The 22,590-nt window shown below is 65.8% G+C and carries 27 protein-coding genes and 3 pseudogenes; 13 read left to right on the top strand and 17 right to left on the bottom strand.

Annotated elements, in window-relative coordinates; all coding sequences use genetic code 11:
* Positions 1–144 precede the first annotated feature (144 nt).
* From PV766_RS22615 to PV766_RS22605, 3 genes are all read left to right on the top strand, one after another.
* Positions 145–498, top strand: a complete 354-nt coding sequence (locus PV766_RS22615) for a hypothetical protein (RefSeq protein WP_147430456.1) — start codon at positions 145–147, stop codon at positions 496–498.
* A complete protein-coding gene (locus tag PV766_RS22610) occupies positions 495–635 on the top strand; it encodes a hypothetical protein (protein ID WP_173283636.1) in 141 nt (46 codons plus the stop codon). The genes PV766_RS22615 and PV766_RS22610 overlap by 4 nt, the downstream gene beginning before the upstream one ends.
* Positions 636–953: 318 nt before the next feature.
* Entirely contained in the window at positions 954–1,490 is a 537-nt protein-coding gene (locus tag PV766_RS22605) for a hypothetical protein (RefSeq protein ID WP_421097955.1), read from the top strand.
* 163 nt (positions 1,491–1,653) lie between these two features.
* Here PV766_RS22605 and PV766_RS22600 read toward each other — a convergent pair whose 3' ends face one another.
* A complete protein-coding gene (locus PV766_RS22600) occupies positions 1,654–2,697 on the bottom strand; it encodes an alpha/beta hydrolase (protein WP_421097954.1) in 1,044 nt (347 codons plus the stop codon).
* Between the two features lie 420 nt (positions 2,698–3,117).
* Between PV766_RS22600 and PV766_RS22595 the strand changes: the two genes are divergently transcribed.
* Positions 3,118–4,068, top strand: a complete 951-nt coding sequence (locus PV766_RS22595; protein WP_421097953.1) for a phosphatidylserine/phosphatidylglycerophosphate/cardiolipin synthase family protein — start codon at positions 3,118–3,120, stop codon at positions 4,066–4,068.
* A 74-nt stretch (positions 4,069–4,142) separates the two neighbouring features.
* Here PV766_RS22595 and PV766_RS22590 read toward each other — a convergent pair whose 3' ends face one another.
* The 9 genes and pseudogenes from PV766_RS22590 to PV766_RS22550 all read right to left on the bottom strand — a co-directional run bounded on the left by PV766_RS22590 (position 4,143) and on the right by PV766_RS22550 (position 9,161).
* Positions 4,143–4,298: a hypothetical protein gene (locus PV766_RS22590; RefSeq protein ID WP_421097952.1), complete on the bottom strand. Its 156-nt coding sequence runs from the start codon at positions 4,296–4,298 to the stop codon at positions 4,143–4,145.
* A 41-nt stretch (positions 4,299–4,339) separates the two neighbouring features.
* Positions 4,340–4,579 (bottom strand): annotated as a pseudogene (locus tag PV766_RS22585) (integrase core domain-containing protein); the annotation flags it as partial.
* Between the two features lie 28 nt (positions 4,580–4,607).
* Positions 4,608–5,747: an IS110 family transposase gene (locus PV766_RS22580; RefSeq protein WP_413768916.1), complete on the bottom strand. Its 1,140-nt coding sequence runs from the start codon at positions 5,745–5,747 to the stop codon at positions 4,608–4,610.
* 123 nt (positions 5,748–5,870) lie between these two features.
* On the bottom strand, positions 5,871–6,239 hold the full coding sequence (locus PV766_RS22575) for a DDE-type integrase/transposase/recombinase (protein ID WP_421097951.1): 369 nt from the start codon (positions 6,237–6,239) through the stop codon (positions 5,871–5,873).
* On the bottom strand, positions 6,227–6,523 hold the full coding sequence (locus tag PV766_RS22570) for an IS3 family transposase (protein WP_421097970.1): 297 nt from the start codon (positions 6,521–6,523) through the stop codon (positions 6,227–6,229). The genes PV766_RS22575 and PV766_RS22570 overlap by 13 nt, the downstream gene beginning before the upstream one ends.
* A gap of 77 nt (positions 6,524–6,600) precedes the next feature.
* Positions 6,601–6,912, bottom strand: coding sequence for a transposase (locus PV766_RS22565; protein ID WP_413768918.1), 312 nt, complete (start codon positions 6,910–6,912; stop codon positions 6,601–6,603).
* A gap of 373 nt (positions 6,913–7,285) precedes the next feature.
* Positions 7,286–8,083 carry a hypothetical protein gene (locus tag PV766_RS22560; protein WP_421097950.1) on the bottom strand — a complete coding sequence of 266 codons (798 nt, stop codon included), beginning with the start codon at positions 8,081–8,083 and terminating at the stop codon, positions 7,286–7,288.
* On the bottom strand, positions 8,080–8,799 hold the full coding sequence (locus PV766_RS22555) for an ABC transporter ATP-binding protein (protein ID WP_421097949.1): 720 nt from the start codon (positions 8,797–8,799) through the stop codon (positions 8,080–8,082). Before PV766_RS22555 ends, PV766_RS22560 begins: the two co-directional genes overlap by 4 nt.
* Positions 8,796–9,161, bottom strand: a complete 366-nt coding sequence (locus PV766_RS22550) for a hypothetical protein (protein ID WP_059384590.1) — start codon at positions 9,159–9,161, stop codon at positions 8,796–8,798. The genes PV766_RS22555 and PV766_RS22550 overlap by 4 nt, the downstream gene beginning before the upstream one ends.
* A gap of 81 nt (positions 9,162–9,242) precedes the next feature.
* Here PV766_RS22550 and PV766_RS22545 point away from each other — a divergent pair, with 81 nt between their 5' ends.
* From PV766_RS22545 to PV766_RS22535, 3 genes are all read left to right on the top strand, one after another.
* A complete protein-coding gene (locus PV766_RS22545) occupies positions 9,243–9,794 on the top strand; it encodes a helix-turn-helix domain-containing protein (protein ID WP_059384589.1) in 552 nt (183 codons plus the stop codon).
* A gap of 249 nt (positions 9,795–10,043) precedes the next feature.
* Positions 10,044–10,262, top strand: coding sequence for a hypothetical protein (locus PV766_RS22540; RefSeq protein ID WP_155418975.1), 219 nt, complete (start codon positions 10,044–10,046; stop codon positions 10,260–10,262).
* Positions 10,263–10,324: 62 nt separating this feature from the next.
* A complete protein-coding gene (locus PV766_RS22535) occupies positions 10,325–10,537 on the top strand; it encodes an SHOCT domain-containing protein (RefSeq protein ID WP_059384588.1) in 213 nt (70 codons plus the stop codon).
* A gap of 76 nt (positions 10,538–10,613) precedes the next feature.
* Here the strand turns inward: PV766_RS22535 and PV766_RS22530 are convergent, their stop codons facing one another.
* The 3 genes from PV766_RS22530 to PV766_RS22520 are packed head-to-tail and all read right to left on the bottom strand — an operon-like array spanning position 10,614 to position 13,667.
* Positions 10,614–11,255 (bottom strand): hypothetical protein, encoded by a 642-nt coding sequence (locus PV766_RS22530; protein ID WP_421097948.1) that lies wholly within the window; start codon positions 11,253–11,255, stop codon positions 10,614–10,616.
* Entirely contained in the window at positions 11,242–12,783 is a 1,542-nt protein-coding gene (locus PV766_RS22525; RefSeq protein ID WP_421097947.1) for a hypothetical protein, read from the bottom strand. The genes PV766_RS22530 and PV766_RS22525 overlap by 14 nt, the downstream gene beginning before the upstream one ends.
* Positions 12,780–13,667, bottom strand: a complete 888-nt coding sequence (locus PV766_RS22520; protein WP_421097946.1) for an ABC transporter ATP-binding protein — start codon at positions 13,665–13,667, stop codon at positions 12,780–12,782. Before PV766_RS22520 ends, PV766_RS22525 begins: the two co-directional genes overlap by 4 nt.
* A gap of 132 nt (positions 13,668–13,799) precedes the next feature.
* Between PV766_RS22520 and PV766_RS22515 the strand changes: the two genes are divergently transcribed.
* Both PV766_RS22515 and PV766_RS22510 read left to right on the top strand, forming a co-directional pair.
* Positions 13,800–15,134, top strand: a complete 1,335-nt coding sequence (locus PV766_RS22515) for a sensor histidine kinase (protein ID WP_421097945.1) — start codon at positions 13,800–13,802, stop codon at positions 15,132–15,134.
* Between the two features lie 5 nt (positions 15,135–15,139).
* Entirely contained in the window at positions 15,140–15,790 is a 651-nt protein-coding gene (locus PV766_RS22510; protein WP_421097969.1) for a response regulator transcription factor, read from the top strand.
* A 169-nt stretch (positions 15,791–15,959) separates the two neighbouring features.
* Here the strand turns inward: PV766_RS22510 and PV766_RS22505 are convergent.
* A pseudogene (locus PV766_RS22505) lies at positions 15,960–16,167 on the bottom strand (hypothetical protein); the annotation flags it as partial.
* A gap of 869 nt (positions 16,168–17,036) precedes the next feature.
* On the opposite strand from PV766_RS22505, the pseudogene PV766_RS22500 reads away from it, so the two are divergent.
* Positions 17,037–17,159, top strand: a pseudogene (locus PV766_RS22500) (helix-turn-helix transcriptional regulator); the annotation flags it as partial.
* Between the two features lie 450 nt (positions 17,160–17,609).
* Here PV766_RS22500 and PV766_RS22495 read toward each other — a convergent pair.
* Positions 17,610–18,158, bottom strand: coding sequence for an acyl-CoA thioesterase domain-containing protein (locus PV766_RS22495; protein ID WP_421097944.1), 549 nt, complete (start codon positions 18,156–18,158; stop codon positions 17,610–17,612).
* A 65-nt stretch (positions 18,159–18,223) separates the two neighbouring features.
* Here PV766_RS22495 and PV766_RS22490 point away from each other — a divergent pair, with 65 nt between their 5' ends.
* Entirely contained in the window at positions 18,224–18,826 is a 603-nt protein-coding gene (locus tag PV766_RS22490; RefSeq protein WP_421097943.1) for a TetR/AcrR family transcriptional regulator, read from the top strand.
* Positions 18,827–19,098: 272 nt separating this feature from the next.
* Here the strand turns inward: PV766_RS22490 and PV766_RS22485 are convergent, their stop codons facing one another.
* Positions 19,099–19,686 (bottom strand): hypothetical protein, encoded by a 588-nt coding sequence (locus tag PV766_RS22485; protein WP_301851099.1) that lies wholly within the window; start codon positions 19,684–19,686, stop codon positions 19,099–19,101.
* Positions 19,687–20,240: 554 nt separating this feature from the next.
* Here PV766_RS22485 and PV766_RS22480 point away from each other — a divergent pair.
* Together PV766_RS22480 and PV766_RS22475 are read left to right on the top strand one after the other, a co-directional pair.
* Positions 20,241–20,666 (top strand): GNAT family N-acetyltransferase, encoded by a 426-nt coding sequence (locus PV766_RS22480; RefSeq protein WP_258261252.1) that lies wholly within the window; start codon positions 20,241–20,243, stop codon positions 20,664–20,666.
* 347 nt (positions 20,667–21,013) lie between these two features.
* Positions 21,014–21,625: an AAA family ATPase gene (locus PV766_RS22475; protein WP_258261253.1), complete on the top strand. Its 612-nt coding sequence runs from the start codon at positions 21,014–21,016 to the stop codon at positions 21,623–21,625.
* Between the two features lie 250 nt (positions 21,626–21,875).
* Here the strand turns inward: PV766_RS22475 and PV766_RS22470 are convergent.
* On the bottom strand, positions 21,876–22,590 hold a 715-nt coding region (locus tag PV766_RS22470; protein WP_421097942.1), incomplete at its 5' end, for an ASCH domain-containing protein.

Here is a 22,590-nt window from a genome sequence, read left to right as displayed (position 1 = left end):
ATGTCCCGGCCCCGGCCCCGGCGCCGGCCGGACCGTCCCGCACGAGGTAGACGTACACCGCCGCCGACGCCCACACCGGGCGGATCTATCCGGCCCGCGGGGTCGACCACATAGCCTCGGACCGAGAGCGGAAGGAGCGTGGAGGTGGCCGTGGTGACAAGGACGATGGTCCGGCGCAAGCTCGTGCACACCGGGCTGCTGCTGAAGATCAAGGCACAGAACCTGCCGATCGACAGTCCCGCCATCCGGGCGCGGCTGGCCACCACCCGCGAGCAATGGGCACATCCGATGTACGGCCGGTACATCGACCTGTGGGAACAACTCATCGACACCGGCGATCTCGACGAGATCACACGCATCGTCCTGACCGACGACGAACGCGGCGAGGAAATGCGCCGGCTCTCCCCGTTCACGGTCTATCTGACCGAGGAAGCACGGCTGCTGTCCATTCGGCTGACCTCCGCGCTGATGGGCACCCCGGCTGACACTGCCGGATGACCGTCGAAGTCCCGGCGTTGTGTGGCCTCGCCTGGATCGTCACCACGATCCTGCTCGCCGACCTGGCCGCGCTGGCGCACACGCGTACGCGACCGGCGCCGACCCGTGACTGCACATCGACCGCTCTACCTGCATAAACGACACGTCCCCACCGAGGTTGAGCTCAGCGGGTGAGCGAAAAGACGCGCGATCCACCCTGATACCCGGGCCCGAGACACCCTCGGACGCACAACCGACCCCGCCGGCTACCGGCCCCGACACCTACGCGGACAGAACGCCGACACCGCTGGAGAACACCCCGGCTACCGTGAACGCGTGATCCACACGGCCGCACCACACCCACGCCCCGCGCACCGGGCGTGAGCCGCCCTTCCCGCGGGGCGCGGATGCAGCCCACGACGCCGGGTCCGCCTCCCCGAACCAGACCTTCCCCTAACAGCACCGAAGGAGAAACCGTGCTCGAGTTCTTCCGCCGAAAGCGCCGCCGCGCAACACCGTCGACCGAGTCGTGGATGGGCCGATGCATCGGCACCGCGACGCCGACCGAACTCGAGCATGCGCAACGGCTCCTGACCGACTGTCACGTCACCGAACCGTTCGTCGAGCCCGGCGATGACGAGTACGAACTGTGGAGGGCCGGCAAGCTCGTTCCCTTCTATCTCACCGAATTGCTCAACGCGGGAGGACACTTCGGCCCCCAGGTCGATACCGCATGTCTGGCCGAAGAGCCGGCGGTCGATCGCTGGGAAGTGGGCGTCGAATATCCGAGTTGGGAGCAGACCGTCGCGCTGGCCCGCTTCCTCGATGTGCGAGTGCGCGATCTGGCCCACCCCGATGCCGAGCCCCGGCACCACGAGGTCCGTCCGCGACTCAAGATTTCAGGTCTGGCGATCCTGTCCTTCGAGCCTGCGGCCGTCGCAGCCGCCACGCCCGCCGGCCACGACGATCACCCCGCCGTCTGGCAAAAGGGTGCGACCGGCCCCGCCAGATAAACAGGCGCTGAACTGGACGGACGGCATGTCCCCACCCCGCGTGGGTGGGGACCCGCTTCCGGGCACTTCAGTACAGGCGCGATCACGACACAGACGGGCGCATGCGGATGCAGTCGGGCCGGGTACCTGACGATCCCGGTGAGCGGTCACCAGCAAGGCTGGGTCATTGCGGCTGCGGCAACCCCAGTTCCTCGGCCAGCAGCGGCCAGGACCGGTGAAAGGCGTCCTGCCAGTAACCCCACGAATGCGTCCCGGCCGGCTGCAAATCGAACGTCGCGGGAATGTCGAGCTCACGCAGACGGGTCTGCAAATTGGTGGTGCACCAATGCACGGCCGCTTCGATCACCCCACCGACGACGACCTGATTGGCCAACGCCAGCCCTTGCTGATCAAGCGCCGCGTCCTGCTCCCCGATGGTGAACTCGTTGCCGAGGGTGTCGTGCGGACCGGGCAGCCCCGTCGCATCCGAGAGGAAGAGACGGGTCCCGCGCAACCCTTCGGCATGGACCACCGGATCATTGGCCACCCACGCCGGATCATCGTCCTCGCCGTACATGTTGCGCACATCGCCGCCGCCCCAGGTCTCGACGACCAGCTTGACGAACTCGCGGCCGACCGGATCCGAGGTCTGGGCGCACCCGCTGTATCCGGCCACCGCCGAATAGAAGCCCGGCCTGGCGATCGCGTACTGCAACACCGCGGTGGCGGTCATCGAGTTCGCCGCGATGGCCTGCACCCCGTTGGTGTCCAATGCGGCGTCGATCAGCGGGGGTAGTTCGTCGAGGAAGAAGGTCTGCCACTTGTTCCTCCCGAGCTGCGGGTCTTCGCGTTTCCAGTCGGTGTAGTAGGAGAACGCCCCACCGAGGGGCATGACCACGTTGACATTCTGACCGGTCAGGAACTCGCCGACATCGGTGTTGGCCCACCACGTGGCCGAATCGGTGCCACCCCCGGCACCGTTGACCAGATACAGCACCGGACGCGGCTCGGACGCATCGCGGGGGCGTTGCACCCGCACCGGGATGGTCGTGTCCATCGCCGCCGAGTACACCTGCACCGTCAGGTACTGGCCGTCGATCTCACTCGAGACGATGCGAGAGCCGTTCGGGGCGACCGGATCGGCGAGCAAGCCCTGCGAGACCACGATCGGATCGTCGTCGCGGTCCTGCGCCGACGCCACCCCACCGCCCAGAGGCACGATCATCATCGCCGCCACCGCCGCGGAAACCGCCCTCGCCCGGCTCCACCCCATCGATACTCCCCCTCGCACGTCGACTCCCCCTTCGTCCTGCATCCCCCGGCCGGAATGCCGGCCACCCCGGATCTTCTCGTTCCGGACGCGTCGACGCTACCCAACACCGCAACGCACAGCCGACACCGGCGCAGAGCCATCGAGCCCGAAAGAACCTGACCACCGGCCGCACTTCGGCGATATCCGAACAGCCTGCCTGTGTGTAGCACGGAGATCGGTCAGATCACATGGGCCGCTGCGACACTGCGCTGTGAGCTGCACTGATGACACGTCCCCCGACCTGGCTGACTCGCCGCCGGACGCCGGAAAACGCACACCCTCGGCGCTGCTGTCATACGGCCATCCGGAACGTGCCGCCGGATAAGGTGACCGCTTGTGGACACCGTCCTGCACGCACCTCACCCCTGGCCGGCCATCACCGCGGCCCTGCACCGCCCCGGGCCCCGGCGTGTGGCCATCGCCTACCTCGACCACACCGCACCCGACCTGCTGCCGCTGCGCAGCGGGGACCAGTTGATCGTCAACGCCGCCCGCGCCGCCGTGCGCGCACATGCCACCTCCCCCACCGCCCTCGCCCACTTCCTCGACGCCGGCGTGCAGGTGCTGTCCACTGCGAACCTGCACACCGGACTGATCGTCACCGCAGAGAAGGTGATCGTCGGCCCCGCCAGCGCCTCACACGCCTCCACCATCGCCGACGAAACCGCGCTGATCACCGACGATCCCGACGCCCTCGCCGCAGCACATACCTTCCTCGACCGTCTCGACGACACCACCGTCGTCGACGGGGTGTTCCTCGCCAGTGCCCTCGCCATCTGGCAGATCGGCCGCGCCGTACCCCTGGCCGGAATCGGCAGCCGCGCGCGTCTCGAGCACGACTTGCTGCCCACCCCCGTACGCCGGATGTTCCTGCGACACCTTCACGACTACACACCCACCGCCGACAACCAGACCAGCCCTACATCACCTGTGCCCGGCAGGGGCGGACCGGACCCGCGCTACCGAACCCACTGGGTCCGCGAGGACAGCCCCGGTCCCGACCGCCGCACCTGCCTCGAACCCGGCGATGTCGTGATCCGGATCAGCGCAGACGACACGCGGCTGGACCCGCCGGCCGTCGTCGACACCGGCCCACATCGCATCCCCCACACCCGCCACGCGGTGGCCTACCGGTTACGCGCCCGCGCCGACCTCGACCCCATCGCCATACCGGACGCCGCGTGTATCCTCACCGACCGCGGTCACTCGAACCCGCGCCTGCGCCGCGACCATCGCATCATCTCCGCGAGCCTGCGCGCCGCGGTGCTGGCTCTGTGGAGACTGTGACCATCTCTGGACCGTGGACCGGCGGCCTACCCGGTTTACCCACTGACGTGCGTAAATGGCACGTTCCCTACGCCTTATGCTGCCGGCTGCATCGCCCCGGCGGCGAAGGTTTCTGTCCACCACTGGTCGAAGTTGGCGTGCTCTTTCGGTAATGCCAGGGCCGGGGCGACAACGAAGTACCGCTCGACGGTCGGGAACACCGGGCCGCGTTCGTGCTGGTAGACACGCAAGATTCCATCGTCCCTGAACCGTCACGGGTTTCTTGCCGCCCCTATGCTGGCGACGACTCCGGCTGGAGGGTCGATGGCTGAGCGTAGTAGATCGCCTCGAACTCATCGGGCGTGATGTAGCCGAGGGTGCTGTGGAGCCGGCGACTGTTGAACCAGTCGACCCACTCCATCGTGGCGAACTCGATGTCGTCGATCGTCTTGATCGGCCCAGTTAGGAACGGGCTGCGCTTGGAAACGGCCTCGGTCTTGAACAGGCCGATCGTCGACTCCGCCAAGGCGTTGATTCTCCTATAGATCGTCAAGTCGCTCTCAGGCGATGAGCACTTCATGGCCTGAGGCTTGTGCACCCTCGGTGCCGGGGAGTAGATGGAAGATTTCGCGAGCGAGATAGCGTTTGAGGCAGCGAATGATCTCGCGTTTGGACAGGCCTTCGGAGGTTCGCCGGGTGACGTAGTCGATGGTGGGTTGGTGCCAGCGCATCCGCACAATCACCACGCGATAGAGCGCGGCGTTGGCCTGGCGGTTGCCGCCGCGGTAGAGGCGATGCCGGTTGTTGGTCATCCCGGACCCGGCCGGAATTGGGCAGGCACCACACATCTTGGCGAAGGCGGCTTCGGACTTGATCCGGCCGGGGTTGTCTCCCACGGTGATCAGCATCTGTGCTGCAGTGTCGTAGCCGATCCCGACCGCCTCGACGAGGCGTGGTGCTGCTGCAGCGGTCAGCGCTTTGAGTGACGCGGCGTGTGCCTTGGCTTCCTCGTGCAGAACCAGCCACCGATGTGCCATGACGGCGAGGACGTGCCGCATCGCCGCTTCGGGATCGGTTGGGACGACCACCGCAGGAGCACCGCGGCGGACCGGCGGCCGCGGTGCAGGGGTATCGAGTGCGGCGCAGGCGATGACGAGTTTGTGGTCGGTGAGCTTTTCGAGTGTCGAGCGCAGGTCCTCGCCGGCGGTGGCCAGGGTGGCCTTGAGCGTGATCATCGTGGTGGTGCGGGCCTGGACGACACCGTCGTATGCGATTTTGATCAGTCGGATCATCTCGACGGTGCCATCGGCGGTTTTCGGTGTCGCCAGGCCGTGTCCGGCCAGGAGTTGGCGGGCAGCGTGTTCCGCATCGATCGTGTCGTTCTTGCCTGCCAGCCGTCGCTGCGCTGCTCGTGCCGGCCGGGCGATTTCGTGGACCTGGTGGCCGCGGCGCCGGAGAAAGCGGGTAAGTCCGACACCATAGGATCCGGTGCCTTCGATTCCGAAACCGATCAACTGTCCGGTGGGACCGACCAGAGCGAGACAAAACTCGAGCATCTGCTCGAAACCGGTGGCGGTGGCGGAAACGGTCAGTTCCGCAAGGCGGCCGCCGAATCCGTCGAGAGCGACTGCGACGTGGGTGTTCTTGTGGGTGTCGACGCCGACGATGACATCGTCGCGGCGAAGTTGCATGCTGGACATGGCTGTGGGTCTCCTTCGCGTTCCGAGCGGTCCGATCCACAGCTGCGCTGGCCGGAGTGGGCGGACAGGACTGCGATGAGACCCTGGTCGAGTCAGGCTCTTATCAGGTCACTGCTCACCCGGTCAGCAGCTCGGATCGGGCGCCACCGTCTGGGGCCGACACGTCAACGCAAAGGCACCCGCAGGGCCGATCGTAAGAAAGGTCAGACCCCAGACGATGACATGTCCAGGATGCTCGCAGTCGTAGGCGTCGCCGACACTGCCGATCGATGCCACGATCCCTTCCAGTGCAAGGGTTTCCGCGAGGGAAATCGATGTGTACTGACTGCCGGCATCGCTGTGGTGTATCAAACCGTCGGCTACGGCATGGCCGCCGTGGTCGCGGCGCCACAACGCCATCTTCAACGCGGTGGTGACCATGGTCGTGTCTTTCACGCTCGAGGCGTGCCAGCCGACGATCGCGCGGGAGAAGCAGTCGATCACGAATGCCACGTACACGAACCGGCCCACGTTCGACAGTAGGTGAAGTCGGTGACCCATTTGCGGTTCGGCGCGTCGGCGGTGAAGTCGCGGTCGAGCAGGTCAGGGGCTCGCTGGCTGTTCTTCCCGCCCTGGATCGTGGTGCGATGTCGGCGGCCGCGGACGATGCCGGACAGGCCCTCGTCGCTCATGAGTCGGTCGACGGTGCAGGCAGCGACGTGGTGGCCACTGCGTCGCAGGGGGGCGGTCATCTTGCGGCGCCCGTAGAGCCCCTCTGCGGTGTCGACGGTGCCCAGGAGTGCGTTCGTGACGTGGGCGTCCGAGATGGTCCGCTCCGACGGTGGCGCGGTTTTCCAGTCGATGAACTGGCAGATCAGCGGCGGCGAGGGTCGAGTTCCCTCGCGAAGAAAATCGATGCGGCTTTCAGGATTTCGTTGGCTTCCTTGAGATCTCGGTTCTCGCGTTCGAGTTCCTTGATTCGCTGCTGCTCCGCGGTAGTGGCTCCGGGCAGTTGGGCAGTGTCGATCTGGGCCTGCTTGGTCCAGGTCCGCAGCGATTCCGGGCCGATGCCGAGCTTCGGGCCGATGGCCTGGCAGGCCGCGTGGAGGGACCGGTACTCGTCGAGGTGGTCGAGGACCATCTTCACCGCTCGCTCACGCTGCTCGGCGGGGTAACGCTTGGGCATGGTCTGCATCCTTCACAAGAAAGGAAGCGGCATCAAACCCGTGACGGTTCACCCACAACGCGCCCCCGAACCCGGCAAACCCGGATCCACCCAGCTCACAGCGATCCACGCTCGTGCCTTGTACGTTGAAGCCGTGAACTGGCCTCTGGCGGCGGCGCTGCACCGGACACTGTCCCTGCAGCGCAACGGTTTCTGTCCGCTTTCGGTTGGAACTCCCCACATTTCCGCCCGCCCGTTGCCAGCGTCGAGGTGATTTGCTGAGCGAGTCGGGGCGAGTCCTCGGGGAGGGCGTTCCCCAGATCGGTCGGTTCTGCGTAAATCCGGCGGTATCCGACCCGCCGGACCGCGCGCAGCACTGCTCAGCGCGGCGACGCTACGCGAGATCCCGCCGAAGCGGCGACGCCACTGCTACCACCGAGGCAGCCGCCGCGTAGCCAAGGAGCACGAGCACGCCCACGAGCGGCGAGAGAAATGCGGGCACTCCCAGCGAAGATTCCTGGGCGACGGTATCGGCGAGGAACGTGAAGTCCATCAGTGAAGCAGTCGCGCCTCCAGGAAGGAACGGATAGAAGGCACCGAGTCCCGGGACGATCATGAGCGCAGGCTCAACAAGATAGAAATACCCGAGCACGACTCCCACGGCCACGAGCTGGTTGCGTGCCAGCGCACCGATACCCATGCCGAGCACCGTGTAGATTGCGGCGGCCACAGCCAGGCGGGCAAGGAGTGTCACCAGGTCGCCGGCGGAAGCGCCGAGGGTGATTCCGCGCATGGTGGCGACGGACCACAAGGCGATTGCCGACGACAACGACATCAGCAGTCCGTAAGAGAGTCCAAATACGCTGTAGACAGCCAGCTTTGCGCCGAGCACCCTGCCGCGACGAGGCACCGCAAGGAACGTCGAGCCTATGGTCTGGTGGCGGTACTCGCTCGTGATGGCTACCGTGCCGAACAGTGCGGGTACGAACAGCAGCAGCCCAGCGAGGCCGATAGCGATTCCCACACCTTCCGAGGTGTCGAGAGCGGGCATCGGAGGCGATGCGTTCTCCGGGCCCACTAAACCGAGCAGCCCTGTGAGTCCGGCGCCGCTCGCGACGGCCGCAATCAGTGCCCACATGGGGAGACGGGTGGAGAACAGTCGCGTGAGTTCACCGCGGACGGCACGCTTCATATCGCACTCTCCCGGGCGATGAGTCTGAGGTATGCCTCTTCCAATGTGTCGCCTCGCGTCGTGAGTTCGAGCAGGGTGCCCGTCCAGACGATCTGTCCGTGGTCGATGAGCACCACGTCGTCGATACTGTTCTGCAGTTCACCGAGGGCGTGGCTGGAGATCAGGACGGTACCGCCGGAGACAGCGAAATCCCGAAGGAAGTTACGTAGCCACACAATTCCCGCCGGGTCGAGGCCGTTGGACGGTTCGTCGAGAACGAGCACGTCCGGGTCGCCCAGCAGCGCGGTAGCGAGGGAGAGGCGCTGTCGCATGCCCGTGGAGTAACCGCCTACGCGTCGGTCGGAGAACCGGTCCAGTTCGACCGTTCCGATTACCTCGTCGACTCGATCCGACGGGTGACCGCCGAGGGCGCAGAAGGTACGGAGGTGATTGCGGGCGGTGGTAGCAGGATGCGCCGACGCGATGTCCAGTACAGCGCCCACGGTTCGCGTGGGGGACGGAAGGTCGCCGTAGGCGATGCCGGTGAACAGCGCAGTACCGCGGTCCGGACGGGTCAGTCCGAGCAGCATCCTTAAAGTCGTGGATTTGCCGGCGCCGTTCGGTCCGAGAAAACCCGTCACCCGACCCGGTTGGGCCGTGAAGGTGACGTCGCCGACTGCCTCTACTCGACCGAATCGTTTTGTGAGGCTGTCGACTTGGATGGAGACGCCCTTCATCGCACACCGGCCAGTCGGAGGGCTTCGGCGATCTCGTATGCGTCCGGGCTGCTGAGAAGCAATTCGTCGAACTTCTCATCGGCCTTGCGCCCACGAAGTCCGACACGCAATATCGGGTGGCCACGCTTCATCGAGACCAGCCGAGTGGTGCCGCGGGGGTGCAAGAAGGTGCCGACTTTCAGGTAGCCGGAGACTGTCAGGCCGGATCTGATGCCGAGAGTTTCCGAGGTCCATCTCGGCAACACCTCGACGCTCGAGATCGAGTTCAGCGGTACAGCCATGGCGGAATAGCGGACCACCGGGGCTTCCCATCGAGAAAAGGTCAGATGCAGGGCTGCTTCGTCGTAGATCGGTTGCGCCATAGCGTCAAGTCTCCTGTCGACGGTAAGCTCGTATCGATGTTGAGAACATTATCAGAGTGATAATAACGGCGAAAGGTCGCGATGGCGAGCAAATCGACAATTGCCGACGTCGTACTGCATCCGGTTCGGTTGCGGATTGTGCAGCAGCTCGGAGGTCGCCAGCTGACGACCGGCGAACTCCGGGCGGCATTGCCGAGCGTCACCCAGGCCACGCTCTACCGGCACGTGGCGGCACTGATCGACGCGGAGATCGTCACCGTCGTCGACGAGCGCCGCGTGCGCGGGACCATTGAACGAACACTCGCGCTCGGGGAACGCATGGCACACGTCGGGCACGACGATCTCAATGCGATGAGCGACGCAGAACTCCGAAACGCCTTCCTGACCTTCCTGAGCGCACTCGGCGAGAGTTTCGACACGTTCATCGAGAACGAGGATCGAAACCTGCGGAATTACTTGGGTTTCGGCACCACACCGCTCTACGTCACCACCGACGACCTCGCGCAGATCCAGACACGGCTCGCCGAGCTACTCGCGCCGTACCAAACCGACTCCGGCGGGGACCGCACTCGCATCGCCTTGACCACCGCGGTAATTCCCAGTCCCCCAACGATCACCGTCGAGGACGATTGAATCTGCCCGCAACGGTTCGTCAGGGTGCGTCCGGATACTCATCAGGTGTTTCATCTTGTTTTGCAGGTCGTTTCGATATTTTGGTGCTGGTCGGTGTGCCCATTGGCTGTGTGCGCCTCCTATCGCAGATTCCCACGACATCTGTACGGGGACAGGTGAAATGTCCGCTTCGTCACCAACGCCGACAGCGTGTTCCGATCACGAAGCGGTATGTCGAGATGCTCTCCGAGCTGCAGCAGCATCGCCCGTGTGGGCACCGAGCTCGCCCGTCTCCGCAAGCAGATGTTCGAGCAGGACAACGACATCGCGTTCTTGAAAGAGCGCCTCGGCATACTTGGACGCCAATCAACAGAAAGCAGAGCGGGCGCGAGTGACGTGCCACCCGATGCGATCGCTGAGGCAGCAGGTGTGGGCCGTCTCGCGGCACCGTCGCCGGCCGCGCCGAACTCGTGCGCCGGACCCGGGTGAAAATCGCGATCGCGCGGGCTGCCTGAAGAGCGACGAATCTGGCGCAATGCAGAGGCACACCGATGATGTTCTGGTACGCCAACAGCATGAACGGGTGGGGCTACGCGCTCATGATCTTCGCGATGATCGCGTTCTGGGTGTTAATCGTCCTGGCGGTGATTGCCGTCATTCGACTACTCGCCCGGACACCACAGCCACCCCATCCTCACGCCGATACTCCTGAGCAGCTCCTCCCACAGTGGTTGGCCCGCGGCGAGATCGACGACGACGAATAACACACACCTCGAGTGGCTGCCTGGTAGTAACCGTCCCTGCGAGGTGTGCATTCACTCTGGGTACTTCGCTCTCGTCTCAGCGAGGGTCCGTCATTGCGGAGACGGCGCCATCTCCGGACCGTAGGCGCACCGGGATCCCGGCGGGATCCTGCGGCACCTCGATGGTGCTTGTCCCCGTCGCCGAGACGGCGTCCACGGTGTAAGCGCCCGGGCCCGTGACCAGCGTGACGTCACCGTAGCGGGAGTTCAGATCGACGGGGGCACGGGTGTCGGTCACTGTCAGATCGCCGAACTTCGAATTCCCTTGGACAACGGTCCCGTACGGGACGGCGATCTCGTAGCGGGCGACGCAGGTGGGGCTGCCGACCGCAAATCTATCGGGGCAACTCGCGCTGATCATCAGACCGGACCCGGCGGTGTCGATGCGTTCATCGGGCTTGTCGCCGTCGGTGAACTCGAAGGAGCGCCGGACCTCGATGTCGTCCCGGTCGGAGCCGATCACCTCGGCGCTCAGGGCCGCGGTGGTGACACCGAACTGTTTGGCACCCGCATCATCGAAATCGAGTGTGATGGACGTGGCGCCTCTGTAGCTGTCGTTTCGCTGTTCGTGACTCGTGGCATCGGGAGTGCAGCCGGCGAGTGCCGCAGGCGAGAGTGCCAGTGCCGCAACACCGACGGAAAGGCGGAATTTCTGGAGCGCGGTTTCAACGACGGGCATGGCGAATCTCCTGAACGAGTACGGTGGCGGCGAGCAGCACGGCGCTGACGCCGAAGGACAACAGTGGTGACGGGCCGCCGAGCGACCCATCGGTGCGGAGCACGCCCATGACGTCGACCGCTGAGACCCCGTTGAGCACGGCGTACCAGGTCACCAGGTAGACAGCCTGGAACACGCGTGCACTCCGGCCGATCGACCCGATCAGAAGCGCAAGGGCAGGAATCACCGTCGCACCCGCAAGCCACGCGGCGACTCCGGTCGCGTCCGCTGCAAGCAGCATCTTCACCAGCGGGCCGACACCCGTGCCGACCGCAATGAGCATGCCCGCACCCCACTCGGCGATGAGTCTGATGCGAGACGAGACTCCGCACTGCACAAGGGGAGCGACGCCTTGTTCATGGGCGAGTGTCCCGAGACGTGACCACACCAGCACCGGCAACAACCATGCGAAGAGCAGTGCGGTGCCGACGCGATCAGCGGGAACGGCGAGGGCTGTGATCGTCACGATCGCGACTGTGAGCCACCACCACCGCGACACGCTTCCGAGATGAATGCGCACCTCGCCGAGCAGTAACCCCGGGAACGACTGTCCACGCTCGGCCGGCGACAGTGTTCGCGGGCTCTGCGAGAACGCCGGTGCAACGGGAGCGTCGGTTGCAGGTACGGCAGACACATACGAGGGAGAGCGTTGCTGCTGCTGTGAGGGGTCGAACCGGCCGAACCAGAGGGAGGGAAGGATGGCGACGAGCGTCGAGGCCGCAATCAGCCCCGCACTCGCGGCGACGAGAGTCGCGTCGATGTCCATCCCGGACCACGTGAACTGCCCGAGTGTGCCCGGTTCCGCGGTGAGTCCGATCGAGATCTCGTCCTCCATCCCGGGGTGCTGCGCCGCCAGGTCTGCCTGGAATCCTGCGGTAACCGATCCGTAGACCAGCGGAATCCCGGCGAGGAATATCGACGGATACACGAAGAACCACAGTATGTTCCCCGCACCACCTCGCAAGAACGGGACCGTTTCGGAGACGACGGCGGCTGCTGCGGCCACGGTCAGGACAGGAAGACAGAACAGCACGATCGGAAGCCAGAGCGCCGTCATGTCGAGGCTAGTGGATTCCCCGCGGAGAAGCTGCATCACGGGTGCGATCAGAGCGAGTGCGGCAGCCATCGCCGCGAGCACCGCCAGGTTGCTCAGATACTTGCCTAGCAGATACATCGACGTGCGCAACGGGGAGGCGGAAAGCGTTTCGCCTACGCCGGTGGAAATGTCGCGCGCGATGCTGCTGCGGACGACGTAGAACCCGAACAGCGGCAACCACAAACTGCCGATCATGGCGAGCAACATGCCGATGTACGCGCTGTCGTACAGTCCCCGGAACGATCCGACCTTGACCATCGCGTACGTTGCAGAGACAGGCGGGACGGCCACATAGCCGAGTGCGACAGCGCCGAGCACCGTCACCAGGAACGCGGGACGCCGCGAACGATCCCGGAAGTCTGCCATCGCGACGGCAGCGACAGCGCCTGTCATCGGATCACCCCGGCGGGCGCCATCGGGCTGTGGACCGCGTTGACGTACGCGTCTTCGAGATCGGGTTCGACAGGACGAGCCCCCGGCATCGGAGGTGTCTGGGCGACCGCACGGACACGCACGCCCTGTGCTGTTCGGACCGTGCGGGTTATCGTCGCTCGGTGCCGGATCGCGGCCACGGCATCAACGGGAACCAACGCCTCCCACACCAGACCGTCCGCGGATCGGAGAAGTTCCTCAGGGGTGCCACGCCGACGTAGTTCGCCGGCGGTGAGGATCGCGATGTCGTCGGCGATTGCTTCGATGTCCGACACGATGTGCGTGGACAGGATCACGATCCGGTCGTCCGCCAGATCCCCGAGCAGGTTGCGGAACCGCATACGTTCCTCGGGGTCCAGCCCGACCGTCGGCTCGTCGACGATGAGGAGCTCGGGGTCACCCAGGAGTGCCTGCGCGATACCGACACGCTGGCGCATGCCGCCGGAAAACGTACCCACCGGCCGCGATCCCGTCTCCGTCAGGTTGACGAGTTCGAGCAGCTCGTCGACCCGCTCCTTGGCCGACCGCGAAGTCAGACCTTTCACTGCGGCGAGATACCGGAGGAACTCTCCGGCACTGAGATTCGGGTAGACGCCGAAATCCTGCGGGAGGTAACCGAGGACGCGTCGGAGCGGCTCCGGCCGAGCGACGATGTCGGTCCCGTTCCACATGACCGTACCGGTGGTCGGGCGGGTGATTGTGGAGAGAATGCGCATCAGCGACGACTTACCGGCTCCGTTGGGGCCGAGGAGGCCGAGAACCCCGGGCCCGACCCGCAGGCTGACGTCGGTGACAGCCTGTTTACCCCGATAGGTTTTGGTGACGTGGTTCAGCTCCAGTTGCATGACTTCAGCTGACCATTCGACCGGTGGTGCGGTCACTGGGTCCACGCCGCGGATCGAAGGTGGTGCCAGCACCACCTTTCGGCTGCACTCCACCTCATCCCGAAGCAGCGGCCGCGTCGATAGGCTCACTCGGTGTCCTCCAATGAACCGACCACGGTGCTCACCGCGATCACACGGCGGCGCTTTCTGCTGACCGAGTGGCCGTGGCGGTCGCTGGGTCACGTGCTGACCACCGTCCCGGTGGTGTGCATGGTCGCGTTGCCGTTCGCAGCGTTCTGCGTCCCGTGGCTCGTCCTGATCGTGTGGGCGGGCGACGGCATGTATCCGCAGCCGCTCGGCCGGGTGCTGTTCCTCGGTGTTCTCGGCGCGGCGCTGGTGTTCGGGCTCGGCCCGCTGGTGGCGATACCGCTGGCGACCCTGGAACGGATGCGGCTGCGTCTGGTGAGCAGGGATCGGGCGCTCTCGGCGCACCGCGCTCCTCCCTCCGCGGGCCTGTGGCCCTGGGTGCGCACCCGCTACACCGAGTCCGCGACATGGAGGGGGCTCGGCTATGCGTTCCTGCTGCTCACGCTGGTGCCCGCGTTGTTGTTCCTGGCTGCGGTGATCACCGGGCTCATCGTGGTGATGGTGATCAGCCCCCTGGTGGTGGGTGACGGCGACGAAGCGGTGGCGCTCGGCTTCAGCCAGATCACGGCGGTCGACCAAGCCGTTCCGTACGCGATCGTGGGTCTACTTCTGTTGCCGGCGATCCCGTATGTGACTGCGCTGATCGCGGGACTGCACGGTGCGCTCGCCCGCTCGTTGTTGTGCGGCGACGACCCGGACGCGCTTCGTGCACGACTGGTGGAGGTGTCCCGGTCCCGGGCCCGACTGGTCGATGCCTTCGAGGCGGAACGTCGCAGGATCGAGCGCGACCTGCACGACGGCGCACAGTCGCTGCTCGTCAACCTCACCCTGCAGTTGGGCATGGCCAAACTCGACCTCCCACCAGATTCCGCAGCCGCGAAAAGCGTGTCGCAGGCGCATGACCAGGCCAAGGAATTGATGACGGAACTGCGGCAACTCATTCGGGGAATCCACCCGAGGGTCCTCACCGACCGCGGCCTGCCCGACGCGTTGCGTGCGCTGGCCGAAGACTTCATGGCCCCGGTCGGCGTCACCGCGGACATCCCATCCCGCCCCGCCCGGGATGTCGAGGTCGCAGCGTACTTCGTCGTGGTCGAGGCGCTCAACAACGTCGCCAAGCATGCGGATGCGACGGCCGTCGCAGTGGCTGTCCGACGCGCCGGGAATCTGCTGGTCGTCGAGATCGTGGACGACGGCTGCGGTGGTGCGGATCCGGAACGAGGGAGCGGTCTGACGGGCCTGGCCGACCGGGTCGCGGCGGTCGACGGCAGAATGCTGCTGTCCAGCCCGCCTGGCGGGCCCACCGTTGTCCGTGTGGAGTTGCCGTGGATCGAGAACTGACTGCCGTGCGAGTGGTCCTCGCCGAGGATGGTGCACTGCTGCGCGAAAGCCTCGCCGCGATGCTCGAACGATTCGGGTTCGAGGTCGTGGCGGCGGTCCCCGATGCCGTGAACTTGGAATCGGCTGTCGCCGAGCACCGTCCGGACCTCGTCGTGACCGATGTGCGGATGCCGCCCGGTTTCACCGACGAGGGGTTGCGCGCAGCAGTGGCACTGCGACGAACCTATCCGGGGCTTGCCGTGGTCGTGCTGAGCCAGTATGTCGAAGTGAGTTACGCCGACGAACTCATGGGGGCGGAAGGGGGGCGGGTCGGCTATCTGCTGAAGGATCGCATCGTCGATGTCGAGGAGTTCGTCTCCACTCTGCGTCAAGTGGTTGCCGGTGGCACTGTGATCGATCCGATGGTCATACAGCAGTTGTTCCGTCGCCGGCGGGATCCGTTGGCGCAGTTGTCGCCGCGCGAACGCGAGGTGCTCGCCTCGATCGCAGAGGGACATTCGAATGCGGCGATCGCCGCACAATTGTTCATCACCGAATCGGCGGTCGGCAAGCATGTCGGCAACATCTTCAACAAACTGGTGCTGCCGCCGACCGACGACACGAATCGTCGGGTGCTGGCCGTCCTCGCGTATCTACGCCGGCACGAGCTCGGCTGAGACACATCCGACGCCCGAATCATCCGATGTGTTGATGCCCGGTCTACCGTCCGGGGCTCGCCTGCGTATGCGCAGACGAGCCGGCGATGACATCTGATGCCTGCAGCCAAGGGGCGCAGCTTGCGGCACAGATCCCCGTAGCACGCTTCGAGACCATCCCTGGCGCGGGCTACCTCGTCCCGGACGACACACCCACGGAGCTGACGGCGTCCATCATGCGATGTCCAGCGACGTTGTCTGGTGACTAGCGGCTGGCCGCCGATGGCGGAAAGGGCTCGGTGGTGATTGTAGAAGTGCAGCCAGCCGGGCAGGGCAGCGTTGCGGCGCGCGGTTGATTCGTAAAAGCGTGCGTAGGCCCACCCGTCGGCCAGAGTGCGGACGTCCGCCGCGTCATGCTGCTCGATGGTCCGGCCATCGACGGCCTTCTCGATTTCCAGGGCCAGCGCCAGATCGACGGCGTTGCGGACCGCGGGCCGGGTCATTGTGATCACGCACAGCAGGCCGTCCCACTCGACGGTCAACGGGCTTGCGCCGGCGGGAGCGGCGTCGCGAAGCGCGCGGACCGTGGCCGCGGGTTCCGTCGTCCCGATGATCGGGATCTCGACCAACCTGATCGGGGCTCCGAGCAGGGTCCTCGTCGCCGCCTCGCCGCACCAGTTCCCAATCGGTGGTGCGCGTCAGCGCCCGCGGGCCGTCGGCGGTCAGCGCGCTGATGACCAGGGCATCCGGCGAGGCGTAGGCCTCGATTGTCGCCTACCCAATGAAGTCGGCCAGCGCAGCGCGCTGGCGGGGCCGGCGCACCCGCATCCCTACCTCGACCTGCGGGAAGCGGCAGATCGGCGGAGTCGTGGAGTAGACCGCCGAGCGCGTGCGTGGTCGATCGAGCCGACTTTTGGAGAACGCGTTGCCCCGTCACCCCTTGCAGTCGTCGTTGGACGAACTGGTCTCGTACCTCTCGGACGCACAGAACCCTCGAGAGCATCCATCAGAAGAATGCGCCCCTGACGGCCCCGCGCGTCAGCCAGGGGAGCAAACTGGTGCCGGAGCGCCGCCCGCCAACCAGCGCTCACTCAACCGCGCTGTCGTCGTCGCCGCGGTCGGAGCCACTGAAGCGTTCTTCGAGGACCTGGCGTTGGCCGCGGTCGCCGCTGACCCGAGCCTCGCACCACCAACAGACTGGTACACGATTGACGGTGCCCACGGAATGGTCCAGAACCCAGTCCCTACCACGTCGCCAGAATGCTGCGCACTCGAACGAGGGAATCAGCAGCCGAGTTTGGACCTGGCAATGCGTATCGCAGCCGTGTTCGACCAGCCGGTCCAGGATGTGTTTTGGGCTGAGCCTTCGGATCTCGCCCGCGACGGATAGTCCTCTATCGCACATCATGCGACAGAGTGCGCAGCGAACCCTGCTCACTGCGTATCGGCGACACAGCCGATTACCGAGACGAGGTGATCAGGGGAATATTCTCGGCTGCGCTGGTTTCAAGTGGGCCCGGCCCAGCAACCCCGAGTACGTCCTCGCCCGCCCCCGTGCAGGACCTGCCATTCCGGCCGATTCGCACGCACTCCCTCAGAGTTGGCCTACTGGATATCTGTGGCAGGTCGTCGAACACCTTCGCATAAGTAGCTATGTGGACGTGGCGGAGGGTGTGGTCAAGGCGGGCAGGACCGTGGCCATGATCGACGCGGCGAACTCGGTCATCGGCTGCTGGGGATGGTCGGGTCCGTAGAACTGTTCGAGGAACGCCCGCAGATAACAGGCACCGGCGATCGACGCGGCGACTCCGTCGATGGCCGCTCGACGAGTCGGTCAGGATCAACACCCGCTGCCACGGAGTGAGTTCCTCACCGAGCACCAGAGCACACCGGGTCCGCCCCCACGCCGTGGCGGGACCGAACTCGGCGAACTACCTGCGGTGAACCGGAACTGCGTCGCGCTGAGGTAGCCGTCGAGGCTGGCGCCGGCGATGGTGCCGCCGTCGTGGGCGTGTTCGGGCCGGTCGTATCCCGGCAGCGGCGACGGTTCGGTGGCCGGATAGTCGCAGGGGACGCGGGCGAGGACCCAGGCGCGCACAGCCACCACCGGTGTGTCGTTGATCGTGCCGACCGCCTCGATCAGAGTGGTGCGTGTACCGGGCCGCGCCACGGAGGTGGACACGGTGATCGGGGCAACCGGGATCGGGGCGAGGATGTCCACCGCCACCCGGCCCAGTCGCCGGCCCTCGGACACATGAAGCCGTTCGATCTCCCCCGCCAGCAACGCCGACGGCGGGCCCGCGTGCTGGGTCTGCGGTCCCCACGGTCCGGCGGTCGCCGGTGTGCTCTCGAACGTCGAGTCGCCGCACCGTGTGTAGAAGCTGTCCATCCGATCCCCCTGACCCCGACTAGAGATGTTCTCTAGAGACTGTCTCTACTTCTAGCATCCGGGGTATGCCTTCGCAACGCCACGAACGCCCCCGCCGAGACATGCTGCTCGACGCCGCACTGACACTGTTCGACACGCGCGGCTACGCAGCAACGACGATGAGCGCGATCCAGCAGGCCACCGGCGCCAGCACCGGCAGCCTCTACCACCACTTCCCGAGCAAGGCCCACCTCGCCGCCGCACTACAGGAACACGCCCTCGCCGACTACCAGCACGGCTTCCTGAGCGTGCTGCAGGACCACCCGGACGATGCCGAAGCCGGAATCTGCGCCGCCGTGACCTACCACCTGCGATGGATCGGTGACCATCTCGGCCAAGCCCGGCTGCTCTACACACTCCACGATCCCGACGTCACCGCCCTGGCCGCACCCCGCATCGCCGCCCTCAACGACACCTTCTTCGACCACGTCCACACCTGGTACACCAACCAGGTCGACCACGAACGAGTCCAGAACCTCCCCCTCGACGTCCTGGCCTGCATATGGATCGGCCCCGCACAGGAAATGGCCCGCTCTTGCCTGATCGGCAACACCACCCCCGACCGCCTCCCCCGCCACGCCACCCTGCTCGCCGACGCAGCCTGGAACGCACTACGCACACCGCGCTGACCCCCTACAGCACCGACACGGCCCGAGAAACCCCCTCACCACCAACGGATGCGGCGTGGAGTCCCATCGATCTCGGGAGTCGGCTACCTAGCCCCGGCACGGCGGAGGCACAGGCACGGACCCGGCCGGCAGATCAGTTCCACCACACGACCACACCGGGCCGCGACATGCGGAACGAGAGCCGTCACAAGGGAATTCCCCTGGGAAAACGGATCCGGACTCGATATCGATCCGGTACAGCTGACCCCGCGCAGCGCGAGTACTCGTGTCGGTTACCGAAACTCGGGCGAGACCGGCTTGCCTGCGTCCCGACGGTTCTGCACCCACAGCCACACCCCCACCACTGCCGCGCCCACCCCGACAATCGCGGTCACCAGCGCCGGGACCAGATCATAGGTTCCGGTCTCGGCCAGCGGCAGCCACCCCCGTGCGAAATCCGACGAGGTGACCACACCGACGACAAACGCAGCAAGACCCGCATATCGCACCACCGGAAGGTGCTCACACAACCCGATCACCACAACCCCCACACCGAGCAAGGCCAATACGCCTGCGAACTGAACCGCGGCAGCCATCCACGGGGTGGCCACGGCGAACACTGCGGCGACGGCGGTGTAACCGCTACGCCACCGCCCCAGGGGCGGGCCGAACACCGGCAATGCCGCAACCACACCGAGCACCACGAAAACCACCGACACGGCGACACCGGACCACGAGGCGGGAAACGACCGTGCCACCAAACCCGCCACACCCAGACCGAACGCGGCCAAACCCAGCACCGCCAGATTCAGCACCGAGTGCAGCCGCGCCGCTGCTGCGGCGGCGACGGTGGAGGAGGACCGCTGCGTAGACGTGGCCATACCCGCAGTGTCCGTGGCCTCAGCAGAGAGCGCAACCGCCCCGGACGCTGACGCGGTAGCCGAGACCGACGACATGGGATGCAACGAGGCGAGGGCAACCACGCGGGTGCGACGAGGGGTGTGCCCGTGGCCGCTCGCGGGCCCGACACCGACCGCGACATCCTCACCCCGGGAACACCACCTCCGATGCTGTTTCACGGCCGTCCGGGGGCCGGATCACCAGTCCCGCGGTGCCACACATCCTGATGGACTGGGTCGGACTCGAAGACGAGTCTGCAAGTTCTGCCGTCGGCTCCTGACTCGCCACCGGCGCCGGCGGACGCGCCAGTCCCGCCGTGCCCGGTCCGGAGGAGAGCTCAGAAGACGAGTACCTCCTTCGCAAAACAACGCACCTACTAAGGGACACGCCCTGTTCCGTAGGCGCTGCACTGCAGCAACCCGGCAACAAGCGGACAACATACGCGTAGGGGCACAACCCCCGCTCGGCTGTAGGGCGGAGGTGTCGAGACGAAATAGAGCTGAGAGTCGGCCCCGGACACGGTAGTAGTGAGGCCATGAGTATCGTCGTCGACGACCGCCTGTCGCCCGAAGAACTGGCCCGCACCCTCGATTTTCTGGTAGACGACGCCTACTGGAACAGGTGGCGGTCGCGGGACCAGATCCGAAGACAGTTCGAGAGCGCCTGGAAGGTCTATGCCGCCAGGGCATCCGACTCCGGCCAGTTACTCGGCGCCGTCCGAGTGTCCTCCGATGGTGTCAGCTACGGATACATTGCAGACGGGTTCGTCTTCCCGGAACACCGCGGCGAAGGCATCGCCAGCGCCGTACTCGACCACCTACTGTCGGACCCCGACGCCGAGGACTTCCGCTGGATGCTGCATACAGCAGATGCACACCCGCTCTACTCCCGATTCGGATTCGTCGCCTACGGCCCGACATATATGGAACGGCCGAGCAAACACAACCAACCGACCAGGTAAGTCGTACCCATCCGACACCGAACCGCTCGCACCCCCGGCCCCCGAACCCGTTGTCGACACGCCCGCGACGATGCCACAGTCGCGGGATACGGCGACCTCCGTTGCGACCCAATCCTGATGGAGGGACTCGTCACTCGGAAGATGAGCGTCATCGCAGCGCCAAAACCGGTACCCGGAGGCTGCAGGAAGGCACCGCGACCGGCGATCGAGGCCCACTCGACCCGGGATCGAGAACAGGGACGATCGAACGCACCGCGGATCGACTCGGGACGGACGATCAGCGCTGCGACGAACCGCCCGCTCGTACCGGTCGGCCGCTCCGCCGCCTCACCGCTACGCTCGGCCCCATGCTTGTGTGGATCAACGGCGCGTTCGGCGCGGGCAAAACCCAGACCGCCTTCGAGTTGCACCGGCGGATCCGCAACTCCCACGTAGCCGATCCCGAACTCATCGGATTCGCGATCCACAAGATGCTGCCGGCCACCGCGCGAGACGACTTCCAGGACCGGGCCCAGTGGCGCTCGGCGGTCATCGCCACCCTCACCGATGCCGTGGCCGCTCATCACGGTCCGGTGATCGTCCCGATGACGCTGGTCCACCCCGACTACTTCGACCAGATCATGACCGGTCTCGCCGCAAAAGAGATCGACGTGCGGCACTTCACGCTCGTTGCCTCACCCCCAACGCTTCGGCGGCGGCTCCGAACCCGCACCGGCTACTGGCTCGGCCGCGCCGCCGGGCGGAACGAAACCTGGGCCATGCGCCAGATCGACCGGTGCGTGAGCACACTGGCCACCGATCGATTCGCAGAACACGTCGACACCGACGACCGAACCATCGACGACATCGTCGAGCACCTCGCACACCGCCTCGACCTACCCCTCGCACGCCCTCGCTTGCACCCCGTCCGTTATCAATTGCGACGAGCTGCGGTCGGCATCCGCCACATCCGCATCTGAGCCCGGCCGGGGTCGGCCGGACGTGCCGAGCACCGCCCCCCCACCACACCCGGTACCGAAACGTGTCGAGGAGACGAGTAGCTACAGTCCCGCCGATTTCCTTACCGAGTCCGCCCGTGCAGTCTCACCTGTTCGATACGAGATTCTGACTGAACCCGAACTGAGGCCGAGGCACAGGCTCATCGGCGATCGAAACCTCCACCAGGGCGTATCAGCCACGTGTCCCCGCTGGTCACCGTGCGTTCCCTACCTACTCGGTGGTCGCGGCCGACCGCATCGCAGCGCCTGTTTCCGCCTGAGCGCCAGCGAGACTGAACTCGACGATGTCGACAGGGATGTCGTCACCAAGATCCGGATAATGCTGGTCCAAGGCAGCGTGAAGCGATTCGAGGCAATCGAAACCGTCACGAAGTGCGTCCTGCTCGCTCAGCGCTGCGCGCGGGAGGGTGCGCACCTGGTCCACGTGCGCGTCGATCGTGATCGTCTCTCCGTTGCTTTTCTCGAAAACGAGGATCGCCGGGCCGCGACGGAAAGGATCGTCGACGCGGATGGTTTGGCGCTTGCGACCGTCGCGGATGAGAGTTTCGTAGCCTTCCCACATGTAGATCAGCTGAGGTGCTTCCATCGCCCGCCAATCGTAGGCATGAGGCAGTAGAGCCCGAACCTGATGTGCTTCCAGGCCGTTCGCTACGCGGATGATGCATTCGATGTTCGGGTCGAGGTCGAACAGAATCTGTCGATACCTGCCGCAGGGGGCGATCACACTCGCCGTCGGCCCGTAGGCCGCGGCGACGGCAACGATCGGATCGTCCGGGCAGTGTGCGGCGTGGTTGGAGATCGCACTGATCTCTCCACACGGGCCGCCGAGAAAGTGGTGAGTGTTCAGACCTAGTGCCGCATCACGCAACGTTTGCCCCGTCGACGATCTCCCGTAGCTGTTGATCCTCGGCGTGCTTGTTGCGCCA

Source organism: Rhodococcus sp. As11 (assembly GCF_048957735.1).
GTDB lineage: Bacteria > Actinomycetota > Actinomycetes > Mycobacteriales > Mycobacteriaceae > Rhodococcus > Rhodococcus gordoniae.
This window is presented reverse-complemented; position numbering and strand designations above follow the sequence as displayed.